Genomic DNA, 17,197 nt, shown 5'->3' with positions numbered 1-17,197 from the left:
CATGGCCAAGACCAAGGTCGTGGTGGTGGACGATTCGGCGCTCGTGCGCTCCATCCTCACCGAGATCATCAACCGCCAGGCCGACATGGAGTGCATCGGCGCGGCCGCCGATCCGCTGGTGGCCCGCGAGATGATCCGCAACCTGAACCCCGACGTCATCACGCTGGATGTCGAGATGCCCCGCATGGACGGGCTGGACTTCCTGTCCCGCCTGATGCGGCTGCGGCCCATGCCCGTCGTGATGGTGTCCACGCTGACCGAGCGCGGTGCCGAGGTCACGCTGAAGGCGCTGGAGCTGGGCGCCATCGACTTCGTCGCCAAGCCCAAGATTGGCGTCGCCGACGGCATCCGCCAGCTGGCACAGGACATCACGGACAAGATCCGCATCGCGTCCAAGGCCCACATCCGCCGCGCGCCGCCGCCGCCCGCTCCAGGCAGCGCGGCCCCGGCGCCGGTCAAGGCCGTCACGATGGCCAGCCTGGGCAGGGCGTCGACCGAAAAGATCATCTTCATCGGCGCCTCCACCGGCGGCACCGAGGCGACCAAGGACGTGCTCGTCAACCTGCCGGCCGACAGCCCGGCCGTCGTCATCACCCAGCACATGCCGCCCGGCTTCACCAAGAGCTATGCGACGCGGCTGGACGGCCTGTGCAAGATCCGCGTGAAGGAAGCGCAGGACGGCGAGCGCATCCTGCCCGGCCACGGCTACATCGCGCCGGGTGGCATGCACCTGAGCATCGAACGCAGCGGCGCGAACTACATCGCCCGCGTGCAGGACGGTGAGCCGATCAACCGGCACAAGCCGTCGGTCGAGGCGCTGTTCCTGTCGGCAGCCAAGGTGGTCGGCCCGAACGCCATCGGCATCATGCTGACTGGCATGGGCGCCGACGGGGCCAAGGCCATGAAGGTCATGAAGGATGCCGGCGCCTACAACTACTGCCAGGACGAAGCGAGCTGCGTCGTCTTCGGCATGCCGCGCGAGGCCATCGCGGCCGGCGCGGCGGACGAGGTGCTGCCGCTGAACCAGATCGCCACCAAGGTGCTGGAGCGCCTGCGCGCAACATCGGGCATCTCGCTGAACCGCGTCTAGCGGCGTCGGTTCAACGTCGGGTCAAACTCGGGTCAGCGCTTCCCGGCGCCGGCCGGCACCTCGGCCTTGGCCAGCAACGGCGCGCGGTTGCGCGCGGCCGCCACGCGGTCCTCGGGGAAGACGGGCTTGAAGCCTTCCAGCGACTTGGCCGACTGCGGCACCCAGGCCGTCTGTACCGGCCTTTCTGCCTTGCCGACGATGACGACACGGGCCGAGCGATCAGCAGCCGCCTCCTTCAGCTCGGCGTTCGAATCCGTGAACGCGCGGGCGGCCGTGGTGGCCAGCACGAGCACGGCGGCGAACGATGCAAAGGCAATCCAGCGAGGCAGGGTGTTCATGGTGTTCTCCTTCAAGTGCTGGTTATGCTATGCATCCAGCGCCTTGCCGAAAAGCGCTTATTTCTGCACTGATTGGTTTGATTGGCTAACCAGATGGCATCGCTCGACCGCTTTCCCCTGCACTACCTGGCCGCCTTCCGTGCCGCAGCTCAAACCGAGAACCTGCGCGCCGCGGCCGAGAGCCTGCACCTGACGCACAGCGCCGTCAGCCAGCAGATCCGCGCACTGGAGGCTCAGCTCGGCTTCGAGCTGTTCACACGCCAGGGCCGGCGGCTGACGCTGAACCCGGCGGGCCAGGCGTTCCAGCGCGGGGTGACACAGGTATTCGCCGCATTGCAGGCGGGGCTGCTGGCCGCAGCGCAGGCACATGGCAGCGCCGCGCAGACGCTGCGCGTGACTGCCCTGCCCTCGTTCGCCCAGCGCTGGCTGCTGCCCCGCCTGCCGCGCTGGCAGGCCCTGCAGCCCTGCATCACGCTGGACCTGCATTCGTCCCAACAGGTGGTGGACCTGGAGCGCGAGGGCTTCCATATCGGCCTGCGCATCGGGCGCGGCGGCTGGCCGGGGCTGGTCTGCGAGCCGCTCTTCCACTCGCCGCACATCGTCGTCGCTGCACCGCTGCTGGCGCAACGCTTGATGGCCGCGACGCCGGAGCTGCTGACGCAGCAGCCGCTGATGGGCGACGCAGACCTGTGGCGGCAGTGGTTTGACGAGGTTGGCCACACGGGCACTGTGCCGACACCGGTGGCGGTGTTCAACGACGCCGCGATGCTGGGCCAGGCCGCCGAGCAAGGCATGGGCGTCGCCCTGACTCGCGAACTGTTTGCCGCCGACGCGCTGCTGGAAGGGCGACTCGTCCGGTTGTCCGCCCACGCCACCGACGATGACGCCACCCGCGACTACCAGGTCGTCTATCCCGAAGCATTGCGTGACGACCCGGCTGTGCGCACCTTCTGCGACTGGCTGCACGCCGAGGTCGCGGCCCTTCAGCAACGACTCACAGAAACAGCTGCTGCAGATCGCTGAGGAAGTCGAACCCGCGCTCGGTCGGCTCGATACGCGCCGGGTCGCTGGTCAGCAGGCCGCGGCCGCGCGCTGTCTCCAGGCCCTTGGCGATGCTGGACAAGGGCAAACCGGTGCGCTCCAGGAACTGCGTCAGCGTGACGCCCTCCTTGAGCCGCAGCGCGTTCAGCATGAACTCGAACGGCAGCTCCTTGCGCGCCACCTCATGCTCGTTGCTGACCTTGTTTTCCTGCGCCATGAAGGCGGCCGGCTCGCGCCAACGCACCTGGCGCAGCACGCGGTTGGGGAAGGAGAGCTTGCTGTGCGCGCCGGCACCGATGCCGAGGTAGTCGCCAAACTGCCAGTAGTTCAGGTTGTGCGTGCAACGGTGGCCGTCACGAGCGTAGGCCGACACTTCATAACGTTCCAAGCCACTGGCGCCAGTGCGCGCAGTGATCAGGTCCAGCATGTCGCTCGCGAGATCTGCGTCGGGCAGGCCGGCAGGCGTGCGCGTCGCGAACACGGTGTTGGGCTCGATGGTCAGGTGGTAGATGGACAGGTGCGGCGGCTTGAAGCTCAGCGCCGTGTCCAGCTCGCGCGACAGGTCGTCCAGCGTCTGGCCGGGCAGCGCGTACATGAGGTCGAGGTTGAAGGTCTCGAAGGCGCTCGCTGCCTCCGTCAACGCCTCGCGCGCCTGCGTGGCGCTGTGCACGCGACCAAGCGACTTCAGCTGCGCATCGTCGAAGCTCTGCACACCCACCGACAGCCGCGTGACGCCCGCCTGGCGAAAGCCCTTGAAGCGCTCGCGCTCGAAGGTGCCAGGGTTCGCCTCCAGCGTGATCTCGCAGCCCGGCTCCAGCGGCAGGCGCGCACGGATGTCTGAGATGAGCTGCTCGATCTGCTCCGGGTTGAACAGGCTGGGCGTGCCACCGCCGATGAAGATGCTGACGACCGGCCGGCCCCAGATCAGCGGTAGCGCGGCTTCGAGGTCGGCCCGCAATGCGGCGAGATAGGCCTGCGCCGTGTCGACCGCCAGTGCGCCGTCCTTGACCTCATGCGAGTTGAAGTCGCAGTAAGGGCATTTGCGCAGGCACCAGGGCAGGTGCACATAGAGGGCGAGCGGGGGCAGCGCGGGCAGTTGTAGCGTGCCCGGGCGCATCAGGTGAATGACGTCAGCCATGACTTCAGCCGAGGCGCCAGACCTCGCGGAATTGCGCGATCAGATGCGCGGCGGCGAGGGCGCGGTGGCTGAGGGCGTTCTTCTCAGTGGCGGTCAACTGCGCCACCGCGCGGCCGAGCGAGGGAATGTGCAGCAGCGGGTCGTAGCCAAAGCCGCCCTCACCGCTCGGCGCGGCCAGGATCTCGCCGCTCCAGCGGCCCATCGCGATCAGCGGCTCGGGGTCGTCGGCACTGCGAACGGCCACCAGCGCGCAGACAAAGCGCCCACGGCGATCGGCCATACCGGTCATCTCGCGCAGCAGCCGCTCGTTGTTGGCTGCATCGCTCTTCTCGCCACCAGCATCCAGCGCATAGCGCGCCGAGCGCACGCCAGGCGCGCCGCCCAGGGCTTCGACGCTCAGGCCGGAGTCGTCGGCCAGCGCGGGCAGGCCACTCAACTTCGCAGCATGGCGCGCCTTGGTCAGCGCGTTCTCGACAAAGCTGTCGAACGGCTCCTCGGCCTCCGGGATGCCAAGGCTGCCCTGGTTGACGAGCTCGATGCCCAGCGGCGTGAACAGCGCCTGCAGCTCGGCCAGCTTCTTGTCGTTGTTGGAGGCGAGGACGAGCTTCACGACTTCAGAACGGCTTGCTGGGCTTCGATCAGCTCGCGGATGCCCTTGTCGGCCAGGTCCAGCAATGCGTTCATCTCGTCGCGCGTGAAGACGACACCCTCGGCCGTGCCCTGCAGTTCGACGAAGCCGCCGCTGCCGGTCATGACGACGTTCATGTCGGTGTCGCAGGCCGAATCCTCGGTGTATTCGAGGTCCAGCAACGGCACGCCGTCGACGATGCCGACCGAGATGGCGGCGATCGAGTCCTTGATGGGCGAGCGCGCCAGCTTGCCGTCGACGATCAGCTTGTTGACGGCGTCCTGGGCCGCGACGAAGGCGCCCGTGATGGCCGCTGTGCGGGTGCCGCCGTCGGCCTGCAGCACGTCGCAGTCCAGCGTGATGGTGCGTTCGCCCAGGGCAGCGAGGTCGAACACGGCGCGCAGCGAGCGGCCGATGAGACGCTGGATCTCCTGCGTGCGGCCGCTCTGCTTGCCACGGGCGGCCTCGCGGTCGCCACGGGTGTGGGTGGCGCGCGGCAGCATGCCGTACTCGGCCGTCACCCAGCCCTCACCAGAGCCGCGTTTGTGCGGCGGCACGCGCTCCTCGACGGACGCTGTGCACAGCACGCGGGTGTCACCGAACTCGATCAGCACGGAGCCCTCGGCATGCACGGTGAACCCGCGGGTGATGCGCACCGGGCGCAATTGATTGGCGGCGCGGCCTGCGCTGCGCGTGAAGGTCTTGGTCATAAGGAAAGGAGGGTTAGCGGCAATCAGCGGCGATTGACGCCGCGGCCGGACTGGCGGATGACTTCGTTGATCTCGCGTATCGACCGCTCGATCTCCTCGTCGTCCATACCGGCGACGAGGTCGGCATCAAGCGCGCCCTGGATGGTGGACGCGAAGCCGGAGTTGCCCAGGTTCTGGGTCGTTTCGCCAGCGGGGTCGCCCTCGCCTTCCCATTCGACGGCAAGGACGGTGACGTTGTCGCTGCGCGCACCGCCGCGGCGCAAGGCCTGCTCGACGAGTTCGGGCACGGCCTCGGCAATGGCTTGATCGGCCACATGCTGGACGATCTCGCCATCCTCGACGCTGCCCCACAGGCCGTCGGAGCACAGCAGGATGCGGTCGGACGGCTCCATGATGAGCGGCCCCTGGCAGTCCACCATCGGCTTGCCGGGGCTGCCCAGGCAAGTGAAGAGGACGTTGCGGTTGAAGGGCTCGCCACCGCGCGAGACGCGGCCCAGGGCTTCCTGCAACTCGGAGTAGGAATGGTCGCGCGTGCGGGCGATCAGCTTGCCGCCACGCACGAGGTACAGGCGCGAATCGCCGCAGTGCGCCCACCAAGCCTGGTTGCCCTGCAGGATGCAGGCGACCACCGTCGTGCGCGGCGTGTCAGACAACCCTTTGCTGGCCGCATAGCGCAGCAGTTGCTGGTGCGCGATGACGATGGTTTCCTGCAGAAAGCGCTGCGGGTCTTCGATGACGGGCCGGGCGTCCTGCTGGAACAGGGCGGCCAGGGTCTGCAGCGCGATCTGGGCCGCAACCTCGCCCTCCGGATGGCCTCCCATGCCATCCGCCAGCGCAAACAGGCCCGCCTCCCGCGTGAAGCAATAGCCCATGCGGTCTTCGTTGGTCTCGCGGCCGCCACGGCGGCTGACCTGGAAGACACTGAATCTCAAGCCTTTGCTCCAGATTTGAGGTTTTCGAGTTGAAGTTTGAGACGTTCGCTGAAGCTGAGCTTGGTGTAGCGCCTTTCAGTCTCGCGAGCGAGTTCCTTCTGCAGCGCGAACACGCTCTGGGGGCGCGACAACGCGTCCAGCGACATGCACCACTCGGTCACCTCGAGCAGGTTGTCGGAGTAGACATTGCGCAGGCGAGACAGGCTCAGCGAGAGGCGATCCTTTTCCAGGCGCTGCGGCGCATCGTTGGGCGGGTAGCCCTGCATGCAGGCATAGATACAGGCGCCGATGGCGTAGATGTCGGTCCAGGGGCCGAGCGAACCATCGCGGCGGTACATCTCCGGCGCGGCAAAGCCCGGCGTGTACATCGGGCGGATGAAGTTGCCTTCCTTGCTCAGCACTTCGCGCGCGGCGCCGAAGTCCAGCAGCACGGCCTTGTTGTCGTTGGTGATGAAGATGTTGGCTGGCTTGATGTCCAGGTGCAGCATCTTGTGCTGGTGCACGATGCGCAAGCCGCGCAGGATCTCGTCGAAGAGGCTGCGGATGGTGGACTCGCGGAAGACCTTGTCGCGCTTCATGTCGCGCGCGGTCACGATGAAATCCTGCAAGGTGTCGCCCTGCAGGTAGTTCATGACCATGTAGACGGTTTCGTTCTCGCGCAGGAAGTTCAGCACCGAAACGACGCTGGGGTGCGAAATCTGCGCCAGCGAGCGGCCTTCCTCGAAGAAGCTCTTCAGGCCCAACCGGTACAGCGGCTGCTTCTCAGGCTTGACGCGAGGCGTCAGTTCGCCGGGCGAACGTTCGGCCAGCGATGAGGGCAGATATTCCTTCAGAGCGACCAGGTGGTGATCCGGGTCTTCTGCAAGATAGACGACACCAAAACCGCCCGCCGCGAGCCGCTTGATGATCTGGTAACCCCCAACCACCGTGCCTGCGGGCAAGGGCGCCGGCTTCGGCTTGGACATAATCGCGTTTTAGTCTGTTTTGCGAGTGCGAAATGCCAGTCTACAGCATGACCGGGTACGCCAATTCCCTGGCGCAACCCCCTAAAGCCGAGGACGGCAGCACGATATCTACGGCTTCCGTCAGCGTTGAGATTCGTTCCGTCAACGGCCGGTTCCTCGACCTGTCCATGCGCATGCCCGAGGAGATGCGCGGGCTTGAACCGCAATTGCGCGATCTGGTGGCCGCGCGAGTCAAGCGCGGCAAGGTAGAAGTCCGCATCAATGCCCAGCGCGAGGGCGATGGCGGCTGGCCGCAACCCCAGCCGGAGCAGCTCAACCGCCTGGCCAACCTCGAATCCAAGGTGCGCTCCTGGCTGCCCCAGGCCACGCCGCTGTCGGTCCACGAAGCGCTGAACTGGTGCAAGAGCGGCGGCCAGGCGCCGGCGCAGTTGGACGCCGCCACGCTGGAGGCAGCCCAGGCCTGCGTGCACGGCCTGATGGAGGCCCGCGAGCGCGAGGGCGAGAAGCTGGTCGCCATCCTGAACGAACGCATCCAGCGCCTGCGCGAGCTGGCCGCCGAGGCCGAGCCCCTGCTGCCGGCGGTCGTCGCGCGCCAGCAGCAGCGCTTTCTGGAACGCTGGCAGGAGGCGCTGGCCACCACGGGGGCCGCCTCCAGCGTGCCCAGGGAGGCGCTGCAGGAGCGTGCGCTGAACGAGGCAGCGGCGTTCGCGATCCGCATCGACGTCGCCGAGGAACTGGGCCGGCTGCGCGCCCACCTCGAAGAACTGACGCGCCTGCTCAAAAAGGGCGGCGAACTGGGCAAACGGCTGGATTTCCTGATCCAGGAGTTACATCGTGAAGCCAATACCCTGGGCTCCAAGTCCGCAGCCCTGGAGCTGACGAATATCTCCGTGGAAATGAAGGTCGCCATCGAGCAGATGCGCGAACAGGTCCAGAACATCGAATAAGCCAACATCGCAATGGAATACCCGGGCAATCTCTTCGTCGTCGCCGCGCCCAGTGGCGCCGGCAAATCCAGCCTCGTCAAGGCACTGCTGGAGCTGGACGCCAAACTGGCCGTCTCCATCTCCCACACCTCACGCGCGCCGCGTGGCCAGGAGCAGCATGGCCGTGAATACTGGTTCGTCTCGCCGGATGAATTCCGCGAAATGGCGCAGCGCGGCGATTTCTTCGAGTGGGCCGAGGTGCATGGCAATCTCTACGGCACCTCACGCGCCGCCATCGAGGCACGCATGCAGCACGGCGAGGACGTCGTACTGGAGATCGACTTCCAGGGCGCGCTGCAGATCAAGCAGCTTTTCCCCTACGCGGTGCTGATCTTCATCCTGCCACCGAGCTGGGAGGAACTTCGCCAGCGCCTGAACCGCCGTGGCGACACGGCGCCCGAGGTCATCGCCCAGCGCATGGCCAACGCGCGCGTCGAGGTGGCGCAGGCCCAGAACTTCGATTTCGTCGTCGTGAACGCGGTGTTTGACACAGCCGTTTTCGACCTGAAGAGCATCGTCCACGCGCAGCGGCTAAAATACGCGGCTCAGCGCCGGAACCGCTCGGCGGTCTTTCAAGCGCTCGATCTGCCCTGATCGCCGCAAACACAAGGAACACCATGGCCCGCATCACCGTTGAAGACTGCCTGACCAAGATCCCGAACCGCTTCCAGCTGGTGCTGGCCGCCACCTACCGTGCGCGCATGCTGAGCCAGGGCCACAGCCCCCGCATCGAGAGCAAGAACAAGCCCGGCGTGACCGCGCTGCGCGAAATCGCCGCTGGCGAAGTCGGCATCGAGATGCTGCGCAAGGTGCCGGTCTAAGCACCGTCAGCCTCCGCTGAACATGAAACGGGCGTCCTAGGACGCCCGTTTGCATTTCGGGCCGAGCGCCGGGCCGCTCCCAAGCCGGCCCCTTGGGCGATGTGCTTGCGGCTCAATGCCGCATGCATCGCCGTCCCCTAGGGGGACCGGCCAAGGTACTCCTTGGACGAGGGGCCTCTCGCCTTCGGCTAAATTCGGGACCATATGGCCCAACGATCCCTCACCGCCTGGTTCACGCTGCCTGGATTGCGCCAGCCAGCGCCTCCCACGCCGGCCGAGGCGGCCTCCTTCGACGCACTGTTGCCGAAGCTCGGCTACCTCAGCAAGGCGGAGGTCAAGCGCGTGCGCGAGGCCTACAAGTTCGCCGACGAGGCCCATCTAGGCCAGAAGCGCGCCACCGGCGAGCCCTACATCACCCACCCCATCGCCGTCGCCGGCATCTGTGCCGAGTGGCGGCTCGATGCTCAGGCGCTGATGGCGGCGCTGATGCACGACGTCGTCGAAGACTGCGGTGTCTCCAAGACCGAACTGATCGAAAAGTTCGACGCGACGACGGCCGATCTTGTGGACGGCCTCACCAAGCTGGACAAGCTGCAGTTCTCCACCAAGGAGGAATCGCAGGCCGAATCCTTCCGCAAGATGCTGCTGGCGATGGCCCGCGACCTGCGCGTCATCCTCATCAAGCTGGCAGACCGCCTGCACAACATGCGCACGATGGGCGCGATGGCGCCGCACAAGTCGCGCCGCATCGCGCGCGAGACCTTCGACATCTACGCGCCCATCGCCCACCGCCTGGGCCTGAACCAGACCTTCCGCGAGCTGCAGGACCTGTCCTTCCAGTATTTCCACCCCTGGCGCTACGCAGCGCTCAGCAAAGCCGTGGGCAAGGCGCGCGGCAACCGGCGCGACCTGGTGTCGCGCATCGAGGGTGAGATCCGCGCGGCCTTCGCCAAGGCCAGCCTGCGCGTCGAGGTGCAGGGCCGCGAGAAGACCGTCCACTCCATCTACAAGAAGATGCGCGAGAAGGGTGGCCTCTCCTTCGCCCAGGTCAGCGACATCTTCGGCTTTCGCATCCTGACCGAGGAGCCGCTGCAGTGCTACACGGCCCTGGGCGTGCTGCACCAGCTCTACAAGCCTCAGGCTGGGCGCTTCAAGGACTACATCGCCACGCCCAAGGACAACGGCTATCAGTCCCTGCACACGACGCTGATGGGGCCGCTGGCCACGCCGCTGGAGTTCCAGCTGCGCACGGAGGGCATGCACCAGATCGCCGAGCAGGGCGTAGCGGCGCACTGGATCTACAAGAGCCGCGGCAAGCAGGCCTCGGCGCTGGTGGCACAGCAGGCCAATGCCCGCTGGCTGCAAAGTCTCATCGACATCCAGGACGAGACACGCGACGCCAACGAGTTCCTCGAGCACGTCAAGATCGACCTCTTCCCGGACGCGATCTACGTCTTCACGCCCAAGTCCCGCATCATGGCCCTGCCCAAGGGCGCGACGCCAGTGGACTTCGCCTACGCCATCCACTCCGATGTCGGCGACCACTGCGTCGCTGCCCAGGTGAACGGCGAGGCCGTGCCGCTGCGGGCCGAGCTGCGCAGCGGCGACATCGTCGAGGTCATCACCGCACCCGGCGCCAGCCCGAATCCGGCGTGGCTGAGCTTCGTGCGCACCGGCCGCGCGCGCTCCAAGATCCGCCACTACCTGAAGGACCTGGAGCAGGAAGAGTCGCGCGAGTTGGGCGAAAAGATGCTAGCCCAGGCCATGCGCGTCGAGGGCCTGGGCTTGCCAAGCCTGGAGACGGACGACACGCAGGCCGCCAAGATCTGGCACGACCTGGCCGGTTGGGCCGGCAGCGCGGGTACCGAGCAGCTCCTCATCGACATCGGCGCCGGCCGCAAGATCGCCACCATCATTGCCAAGAAGCTGGCGCGGCTGATGGCCGAACAGGGCCAGAAGCCCGACGCCCTTTCACTGACGCTGGGCCGCTTCGCCGAGGCGCCGGGTGGCCAGGGCAGTGTCACCATCGACGGCAGCGAGGGTGCCTCGGTGCAGCTCGCCAGCTGCTGCCGCCCCATTCCCGGCGACGAGGTGCGCGGCTACCTCGGCCGCGGCGAGGGGCTCGTCGTGCACACCTGCGAGTGCGCCGTCGGCCGCCGCCTGTTCCAGCGCGACAGCGAGCATTGGATCCAGGTCGAATGGGCCGAGGAGCTGACGCGCAGCTTCGAGGCCGGCATCGCGCTGCTGATGATCAACGGCAAGGGCGTGCTCGCCCAGGTTGCCCAGGCCGTGGCCCAGGCCGAGGCCGACATCACGCACATCTCGATGAGCGACGAGGCGCAGCTGCGCGAGACGGCCGAGATGACGCTGCTCATCGCCGTGCGCGACCGCCTGCACCTCGCCGATGTGCTGCGTGTGCTGCGCCGCACCGCGCCCGTGCAGCGCGTCTGGCGCGTCAAGCCTTAGGGCTCCCGTCGACGCGGCGCCGCGTGCGCCACCCAGGCCGAGCGCCTCTGCGCATTGACAGCGTTGACACCGAATTGCGGCCGATCACGGCCGTGACTGTTTCTGTTCGCTTCCCCGGGTTAACCAGTGTTTCTGGCCCTGGTATTTCTTTTCGGGATAGCAAACGAGACAAAACGAATTTCTCCGGGTTACGGCGGCTGCTTAAGGTCGCGCCACGGCCAGCAAAAGACAAATAGTCATACTTTTGCAGGCCTTGCCGACCGACCCACAACAAGCCCGGGACCCTGATCCGGAGCGCGGAGAGACACGTGAACAAGTTCAGCAAGCCTGCGGTAGCAACCGCCGTTTCCATGGCCCTGGCCCTGTGGGCCCAGCAGGCCGTGGCCCAGGACAGCGGCAGCGCCGCAGCTGCCGAGGCCGCCAAAGCCGATGACGCCAAGCCGGCTGCGCGCAAGCCCACGCCGACCCAGGAACTTGAGACCGTGCTCGTCGTCGGCACGCGCCAGTCGCAGCAGTCCAGCATCAACCGCAAGAAGCACGCGGCCACGGCGCAGGACTCCATCGTGGCCGAGGACGTGGGCGCCTTCCCCGACCGCAACATCGGCGAGGCCATCTCGCGCATCGCCGGCGTGGCCCTGGACCGCGGCGACTTCGGCGAAGGCGTGAACGTCTCCATCCGCGGCAATGGCGCCGAGCTGACCCGTGTGGAGCTGGACGGCATGGGAGTGCGCTCCGGCGCCGGCACCGACCTGCTGGGCGGCGGCGACGGCCGCGGCACCGAGTTCCGCGAGCTGTCGTCCGACCTCATCAAGAGCGTCGACATCATCAAGGGCTCGACGGCCGCGATGACCGAGGGCTCGCTCGGCGGCGGCATCATCATCACGACCCGCACCGGCCTGGACTTCGACAAGCCCTACTACTCGCTGCGCGCCGCGGCCACGCAGAGCGATCTGAACAAGAAGACCACGCCCAACTACAACCTGGTGCTGGCCGACAAGTTCCTGGACAAGCGCCTGGGCATCATCGTCAACCTGAACCACTCGCGTTACCAGAACGAGCAGCACGGCGTGACCCAGGGCGGCAGCAACAACCAACAGGGCCTGGTGCGCCTGGGCGATTTCGACAACTCGCCCGAGAAGACCTTCACCTTCAACCCGAACACGCTGTCCAAGACCGACCCGGCCGCCACCGCCACGCTGCTGGCCTCGCCGCTGACGGCCGGCGGCTTCTTCAACGCCTCCACGCCGCTGGAACTGCTGACCAAGTCGGCCGCGGCGCAAAGCAAGGCCGACTGCTTCACCACCTTCCCCAACCTGACCACGGCGCAGAGCAACGCCATCGTCAGCGCCAACCGCACTGCCGCCTACACGCAGCGCCAGAACGAGCAGCTCACCTGCCTGAACCAGTGGAACGACTACACGCCGTCGCAGACGGCGGGCTTTCGCTTCAACTTCAAGAGCCAGGATGACAGGCGCACGGGCGGTGACATCCGGCTGGACTTCAAGGTCAACGACCAGCTGACCGTCTACACCAAGCTCAGCGCCAACACCCGCCACGTCGACGACATCGTCGGCTTCCTGGGCGTGGGCAGCAGCCCGGTGTTCAACGGCGCCTTCACCGACAACATCACGGCCAACACGCGCGGCGTGCTGGCGGGCAGCACGCTGTCGGCCTCGGTACTGCCCACCACCTATTCCTTCCGCGCCAACAACGCGCCCTTGATCCAGGGCGCCACGACCAACATCCTGCCCGGCTACACGGTGGACTCGACCCACCACGTGACGAGCTATTCCACCGGCAACGGCTCCTATGGCACCGACACCATCTTCAGCAGTATCGACACCGACTCGAAGACGCTGGTGGGCGGCGGCGAATACCGCGACGGCCGCCTGAGCGCGCAATTCCTGGGCGGCACGACCAAGTCCACGGCCATGCGCTATGACCGCCGCGCGGCTTTCAGCTATGCCTACGGCGTGGGCAACTACGCGCTGCAGCCCAACGGCCTGTGGGCCTTCACGCTGCCCGCCGGCAGCACCAACGACCAGCTCAACTTCCCCGCCTACGCGCAGCTGAACCCGGCCGTGGCGGCCGCCGCCTTCCCGGCGTCGGCCGTCAACCCGGTTTCGGTGCCGGCCTACACGGCGGCCCAGCGCGCCCAGTACACCAACAACACGCTGCTGCAGGTCATCCGCTCCTTCGACACCGACAGCGCCGAGAAGACCGGCAAGCTCGACCTGGCCTACAACGTGGTCGACAAGATCCCGTTCCTGACCTCGCTGAAGGGCGGCCTGAACTACCGCAACACCAGCGGCAACTTCTGGGCCGGCGCGGGCGGCACGATCAAGGAGCCGGTGGGCACCTACGGCACCGCGGGCTTCGTGCCGGGCGTCTACATGCCGCAGGTGAACACGCGCTGGAACGTCATCGGCTGCGAGAACACGCCCGGGTCGCTGGCCGCCGGCGGCCAGCCCTGCGCCGCCAACGGCTACGCGCCCAACAATCAGCTCAACACCGGCATCGGCGCCGTGGCCGCGGGCACCACGACGATCACGCGTGCCCAGTACGAAGACCTGATCCGCCAGACCATGACGCTGGCGCCTGCCGGCCAGTTCTACGCCGGCTCCAAGGACAGGCCGTCGACGCTGATCGACGGCTGGAACCAGATCGACATCGACAAGCTGTTCGCGCTGGCCGGCGTGCCCGTGCGCCTGGACTGCTTCCGCAGCTGCACGGCAAGCGACGGCAAGGTGTACGACATGCCGGTGACCAAGTTCAGCGAGAAGTCCAAGGCCGCCTACCTGATGACGGACTTCGAGATCGACCGCATCCCCTTCACCGACAGCCCGCTGCCCTTCGGCATGGAGCTGGCCGGCAACTTTGGCGTGCGCGTCGTGCAGACCGAGGTGGCAGGCACCGGCTACATGACCTTCCGGTCCATCCGCAAGACGGCCAATTTCGACCCACTCAACCCGGCTGCTCCCGCCGGCTTCGTCTCCACCGCCTTCAGCCAGAACACGGCGATCTCGGGCAAGTCCACCGACGTGATGCCCTCGCTGAACCTGGCGCTGTGGCCCGTGGTGGACAAGGTCGCGCTGCGCTACAGCATCGGCAAGACCATCGCCCGCCCGCCGGTGTCCAAGCTGCTGCCGTCCGGCACCACCTGCACCTACAGCGAGATCGTCGAGGACAACCCGGATGACCCGGACGGCAGCGCCGCCGACCAGGGTTGCTCGGGCACCATGGGCAACCCCGAGCTCAAGCCGCAGACCAACGTCAACCAGAACCTGTCGGTCGAGTGGTACGCCAACCGCGACACGATGTTCACGGCCGGCATCTTCCGCCAACGCGGCCTGATCGGCGCGCCCACCATCGGCACGGTGCGCTCCAACACCAAGGTGTTCGCCAACAGCAACGCCATCGACCCCGTTTCCGGCATCCCGCTGAAGGACATCGAGTTCGGCTTCACGCAGTGGGACAACGCCCAGCCGTCGACCCGCCGCGGCATCGAGTTCGGCATGAAGACGGCCTTCACCTTCCTGCCGTCCTTCCTGCGCTACACCGGCATGGACGCCAACTACAGCTATGTGCGTTCCACCCAGGGCGCCCCGGTGCTGGACCTGATCAGCGGCGACGTGCTGCCGGTGGCCAACGAGCCCAAGTACTCGTACAACGCCTCGCTCTGGTACGACGACGGCGGCTTCCAGGCACGCGTCGCGCTGCAGGTGGTGGCACCGCGCTACTTCACCTTCTCGCCGAACACGTCGACGAATGTGGGCGTCAATAACTACACGTCCGTGGGCACCACCGGCTGGCGCCTGCCCTACAACCCGGGCGCGCCCATCTTCGGCAACCGCACGGCTTTCGTCGACGCCAAGGTGTCGTACCGCTTCAAGAACGGCCTGGAGCTGTTTGCCGACGTGCGCAACCTGACCGGCGAGCGCACGCAGAGCACGACGGGCGGCTACCAGGACTATGCGGACGGCATCCCCAGCGTCTATGGCGACGGCTACAACGGCCGCCGCTACATGGTGGGCATGACCATCCGCAGCCCGCGTTGAAGGCGATGCGAGCCCGATCCCTTGCCCTGCTGCTGGCGCTGGCTGCGCCGGCCGCCTGGCCGCAGGACGCGCCCAAGACGCTGGACGGCGTCAAGGTCACCGGCCAGCGTAACGGCGGTGTCGATCCCTCGGTCGTCACCGCCGCCAAGAGCAAGGTGCTGTCGCGCCAGTTCGCGTCGTCCTGCGCCTTCATGAGCGGCTACTCGGCCGCCGAAGATGAAGTCACGCTGGCCTACATGCGTGACTTCAACCTGCTGGACAGCCCGTCCAACGAGGCCGAGCGCTTCAGCGATCTCAGCCCCGACGGCAACGCCAAGACGGCCTCAGTCGGCAGCGCGCTGGAGGGCAGCGGCGGCGACACCGGCAGCACGGCCGACGCGATGGCGTCTTCAACGACTTGCTCAAAATCCGACAAGCGCTTCGCCGCCGGCAAGAACTGGATCGCCCGCAAGGACAAGTCGCTGACCCAGGCTTTCGACGCCTACGAGGCCGGGAATTTCACCGAAGCTCGCGTCAAATTCGAAGAGGGCTGGAACAAGCTCGGCTACGAAGAGGCGGCCATGATGCTGGGCCGCATCCACCTGCTGGGGCTGGGCACGCCGGCCAGCACACCCAAGGCCATCGAATGGCTGCGCAAGGTCATCGACGCGCGCTACGACCCCGTCAACGACCGCCTGCGCTTCGACCCGCAGAAGCCCGACAACATCAACACCCGCGTCGAGGCCTCGCTGCTGCTGGCCCGCATCCACCTGACCGGCCAGGGCACGGCACGCAACCCGGCCGAGGCCTACAAATGGTGGGCACAGGCGCTGGACTACGGCTTCGAGCCCGCCGGCACGCTGCTGGGCCAGGCCAACCTGACCGGCATTGGCACGGCGCCCGATGCCAAGCGCGCGCTGTCCTATCTGCAGGCCGCCAGCGAGGCCGGCCATGTGCCCGCGCTCTACATGCTCGGCCAGCTCTATCACCACCAACTGCCGAAGCAGCCGGACGGCGTGCCGCTGGACCTGAAGCGCGCCGGCGCCTACTACGGCGCTGCGGTCAAGGCGGGGCACCTGGAGGCCACCTATGCCGCCGCGCGCATGCTCGATCTCGGTGAAGGCGTGCCGGCTGCACCCGAGCGCGCCGTGGTGCTCTACAAGGACGCGGCGCTCAAGGGCCATGCCGAGGCGCAGAACGCGCTCGCCACCTTCTTCTATCGCGGCGAAGTTGTCGAGCAGAACCTCGCAACGGCGCGCCAGCTCTTCCAGGCCGCGGCCCAGCGCCGCCAGCCCGACGCGATGTTCAATCTCGCCGTCATGCTGGCTCAGGGCCAGGGCGGGCCCAAGGACCTGCCGTCGTCTTATGCCTGGCTCAGCCTGTGCAAGGCCGTCGGCTATCCACAGGCCGAGGCGGCACTGGCGAGCGTCGCCTCCAAGCTGACGCCCGAGGAGCGCACCCGCGTCGACGAGCTGCTCAAGCCGAAGGCGCGGGGTAGCTGACCTCGACGACCTCGATGCGCTCCACGCCTGCCGGCGTGACGAGGTTCAACTCGTCGCCGACGCGCGCCTTCAGCAGCGTGCGCGCAATCGGAGAGATCCAGCTGACCTCGCCGGCCAGGCTGTCCGACTCATCGATGCCCTTGATCGTGATCGTCTTCTCCTCGCCCTTGGCGTTCGCGTAGGTCACCGTCGCGCCGAAGAAGATCTGCTCGCTGCCGTGGTGGACGCTCGGGTCGGCGACCTCGGCGATGTCCAGGCGCTTGGTCAGGAAACGCAGCCGGCGGTCGATCTCGCGCAGCCGCTTCTTGCCGTAAAGGTAGTCGCCGTTCTCCGAGCGGTCGCCGTTCTTGGCCGCCCAGGAGACGATCTCGACGATCTTGGGCCGTTCGCCATCCAGCAACTCCATGAACTCCGCACGCAGGCGTGCATAGCCGGCCGGCGTCAGGTAGTTGCGCGTGCCGGCGGGGAGCGCCGGTAACGAGGGGCCGTCCTCGTCATCGTCGGCCGCGTCGGATTCCTTGGTGAACGCTTTGTTCATGCGAG

Annotated in this window: 15 protein-coding genes; 8 read left to right on the top strand and 7 right to left on the bottom strand. The window is 67.0% G+C overall.

Going from position 1 to position 17,197, the window contains the following annotated elements; translation table 11 throughout:
• Position 1: 1 nt before the first annotated feature.
• On the top strand, positions 2 to 1,090 hold the full coding sequence (locus AC07V5_RS20710) for a protein-glutamate methylesterase/protein-glutamine glutaminase (RefSeq protein WP_495117594.1): 1,089 nt from the start codon (positions 2 to 4) through the stop codon (positions 1,088 to 1,090).
• Between the two features lie 32 nt (positions 1,091 to 1,122).
• Here the strand turns inward: AC07V5_RS20710 and AC07V5_RS20705 are convergent, their stop codons facing one another.
• Entirely contained in the window at positions 1,123 to 1,428 is a 306-nt protein-coding gene (locus tag AC07V5_RS20705; protein WP_495117593.1) for a hypothetical protein, read from the bottom strand.
• Between the two features lie 93 nt (positions 1,429 to 1,521).
• Between AC07V5_RS20705 and AC07V5_RS20700 the strand changes: the two genes are divergently transcribed.
• Positions 1,522 to 2,451, top strand: coding sequence for a LysR substrate-binding domain-containing protein (locus AC07V5_RS20700; protein ID WP_495117592.1), 930 nt, complete (start codon positions 1,522 to 1,524; stop codon positions 2,449 to 2,451).
• On the opposite strand, the gene hemW is transcribed toward AC07V5_RS20700, so the two are convergent.
• The 5 genes from hemW to AC07V5_RS20675 are packed head-to-tail and all read right to left on the bottom strand — an operon-like array spanning position 2,423 to position 6,842.
• Positions 2,423 to 3,607: a radical SAM family heme chaperone HemW gene (gene hemW / locus AC07V5_RS20695; protein ID WP_495117591.1), complete on the bottom strand. Its 1,185-nt coding sequence runs from the start codon at positions 3,605 to 3,607 to the stop codon at positions 2,423 to 2,425. The two genes, AC07V5_RS20700 and hemW, sit on opposite strands and share 29 nt — an antisense overlap.
• 4 nt (positions 3,608 to 3,611) lie before the next feature.
• Entirely contained in the window at positions 3,612 to 4,217 is a 606-nt protein-coding gene (rdgB, locus tag AC07V5_RS20690; RefSeq protein ID WP_495117590.1) for an RdgB/HAM1 family non-canonical purine NTP pyrophosphatase, read from the bottom strand.
• Positions 4,214 to 4,945 (bottom strand): ribonuclease PH, encoded by a 732-nt coding sequence (gene rph, locus AC07V5_RS20685; RefSeq protein WP_495117589.1) that lies wholly within the window; start codon positions 4,943 to 4,945, stop codon positions 4,214 to 4,216. The genes rdgB and rph overlap by 4 nt, the downstream gene beginning before the upstream one ends.
• Positions 4,946 to 4,968: 23 nt before the next feature.
• Positions 4,969 to 5,877 carry a PP2C family protein-serine/threonine phosphatase gene (locus tag AC07V5_RS20680; protein WP_495117588.1) on the bottom strand — a complete coding sequence of 303 codons (909 nt, stop codon included), beginning with the start codon at positions 5,875 to 5,877 and terminating at the stop codon, positions 4,969 to 4,971.
• A complete protein-coding gene (locus tag AC07V5_RS20675; RefSeq protein ID WP_056195338.1) occupies positions 5,874 to 6,842 on the bottom strand; it encodes a serine/threonine protein kinase in 969 nt (322 codons plus the stop codon). Before AC07V5_RS20675 ends, AC07V5_RS20680 begins: the two co-directional genes overlap by 4 nt.
• Before the next feature lie 32 nt (positions 6,843 to 6,874).
• Here AC07V5_RS20675 and AC07V5_RS20670 point away from each other — a divergent pair, with 32 nt between their 5' ends.
• The 6 genes from AC07V5_RS20670 (at position 6,875) to AC07V5_RS20645 (ending at position 16,654) form a co-directional block, all read left to right on the top strand.
• Complete coding sequence (locus tag AC07V5_RS20670; RefSeq protein WP_495117587.1) at positions 6,875 to 7,789, top strand: YicC/YloC family endoribonuclease; 915 nt, start codon at positions 6,875 to 6,877, stop codon at positions 7,787 to 7,789.
• A 12-nt stretch (positions 7,790 to 7,801) separates the two neighbouring features.
• Entirely contained in the window at positions 7,802 to 8,422 is a 621-nt protein-coding gene (gmk, locus tag AC07V5_RS20665; protein WP_495117586.1) for a guanylate kinase, read from the top strand.
• A gap of 23 nt (positions 8,423 to 8,445) precedes the next feature.
• The gene (gene rpoZ / locus AC07V5_RS20660) at positions 8,446 to 8,649 is read left to right on the top strand and encodes a DNA-directed RNA polymerase subunit omega (protein WP_025563690.1); all 204 of its coding nucleotides are present in this window, start codon (positions 8,446 to 8,448) and stop codon (positions 8,647 to 8,649) included.
• A gap of 204 nt (positions 8,650 to 8,853) precedes the next feature.
• The gene (locus AC07V5_RS20655; RefSeq protein WP_495117585.1) at positions 8,854 to 11,115 is read left to right on the top strand and encodes a RelA/SpoT family protein; all 2,262 of its coding nucleotides are present in this window, start codon (positions 8,854 to 8,856) and stop codon (positions 11,113 to 11,115) included.
• A gap of 308 nt (positions 11,116 to 11,423) precedes the next feature.
• Positions 11,424 to 15,173 (top strand): TonB-dependent receptor, encoded by a 3,750-nt coding sequence (locus AC07V5_RS20650; RefSeq protein ID WP_495117584.1) that lies wholly within the window; start codon positions 11,424 to 11,426, stop codon positions 15,171 to 15,173.
• Positions 15,174 to 15,178: 5 nt separating this feature from the next.
• Positions 15,179 to 16,654 carry an SEL1-like repeat protein gene (locus AC07V5_RS20645; protein ID WP_495117583.1) on the top strand — a complete coding sequence of 492 codons (1,476 nt, stop codon included), beginning with the start codon at positions 15,179 to 15,181 and terminating at the stop codon, positions 16,652 to 16,654.
• On the opposite strand, the gene greB is transcribed toward AC07V5_RS20645, so the two are convergent.
• The gene (gene greB / locus AC07V5_RS20640) at positions 16,629 to 17,192 is read right to left on the bottom strand and encodes a transcription elongation factor GreB (protein ID WP_495117582.1); all 564 of its coding nucleotides are present in this window, start codon (positions 17,190 to 17,192) and stop codon (positions 16,629 to 16,631) included. The two genes, AC07V5_RS20645 and greB, sit on opposite strands and share 26 nt — an antisense overlap.
• Positions 17,193 to 17,197: the final 5 nt, after the last annotated feature.

The organism is Roseateles sp. GW821-FHT02E12, assembly GCF_059421665.1.
The sequence above is the reverse complement of the archived record's forward strand: the minus strand, read 5'-3'. Positions and strand labels throughout refer to the sequence as shown.

Excerpts from the sequence above, each read along its gene's own strand:
- rpoZ (WP_025563690.1), top strand. The coding sequence starts at position 8,446 with ATGGCCCGCATCACCGTTGAAGACTGCCTGACCAAGATCCCGAACCGC.
- AC07V5_RS20710 (WP_495117594.1), top strand. The coding sequence starts at position 2 with ATGGCCAAGACCAAGGTCGTGGTGGTGGACGATTCGGCGCTCGTGCGC.
- AC07V5_RS20655 (WP_495117585.1), top strand. The coding sequence starts at position 8,854 with ATGGCCCAACGATCCCTCACCGCCTGGTTCACGCTGCCTGGATTGCGC.
- AC07V5_RS20705 (WP_495117593.1), bottom strand. The coding sequence starts at position 1,428 with ATGAACACCCTGCCTCGCTGGATTGCCTTTGCATCGTTCGCCGCCGTG.
- greB (WP_495117582.1), bottom strand. The coding sequence starts at position 17,192 with ATGAACAAAGCGTTCACCAAGGAATCCGACGCGGCCGACGATGACGAG.
- rph (WP_495117589.1), bottom strand. The coding sequence starts at position 4,945 with ATGACCAAGACCTTCACGCGCAGCGCAGGCCGCGCCGCCAATCAATTG.
- AC07V5_RS20670 (WP_495117587.1), top strand. The coding sequence starts at position 6,875 with ATGCCAGTCTACAGCATGACCGGGTACGCCAATTCCCTGGCGCAACCC.
- gmk (WP_495117586.1), top strand. The coding sequence starts at position 7,802 with ATGGAATACCCGGGCAATCTCTTCGTCGTCGCCGCGCCCAGTGGCGCC.
- AC07V5_RS20700 (WP_495117592.1), top strand. The coding sequence starts at position 1,522 with ATGGCATCGCTCGACCGCTTTCCCCTGCACTACCTGGCCGCCTTCCGT.
- AC07V5_RS20675 (WP_056195338.1), bottom strand. The coding sequence starts at position 6,842 with ATGTCCAAGCCGAAGCCGGCGCCCTTGCCCGCAGGCACGGTGGTTGGG.
- AC07V5_RS20645 (WP_495117583.1), top strand. The coding sequence starts at position 15,179 with ATGCGAGCCCGATCCCTTGCCCTGCTGCTGGCGCTGGCTGCGCCGGCC.
- hemW (WP_495117591.1), bottom strand. The coding sequence starts at position 3,607 with ATGGCTGACGTCATTCACCTGATGCGCCCGGGCACGCTACAACTGCCC.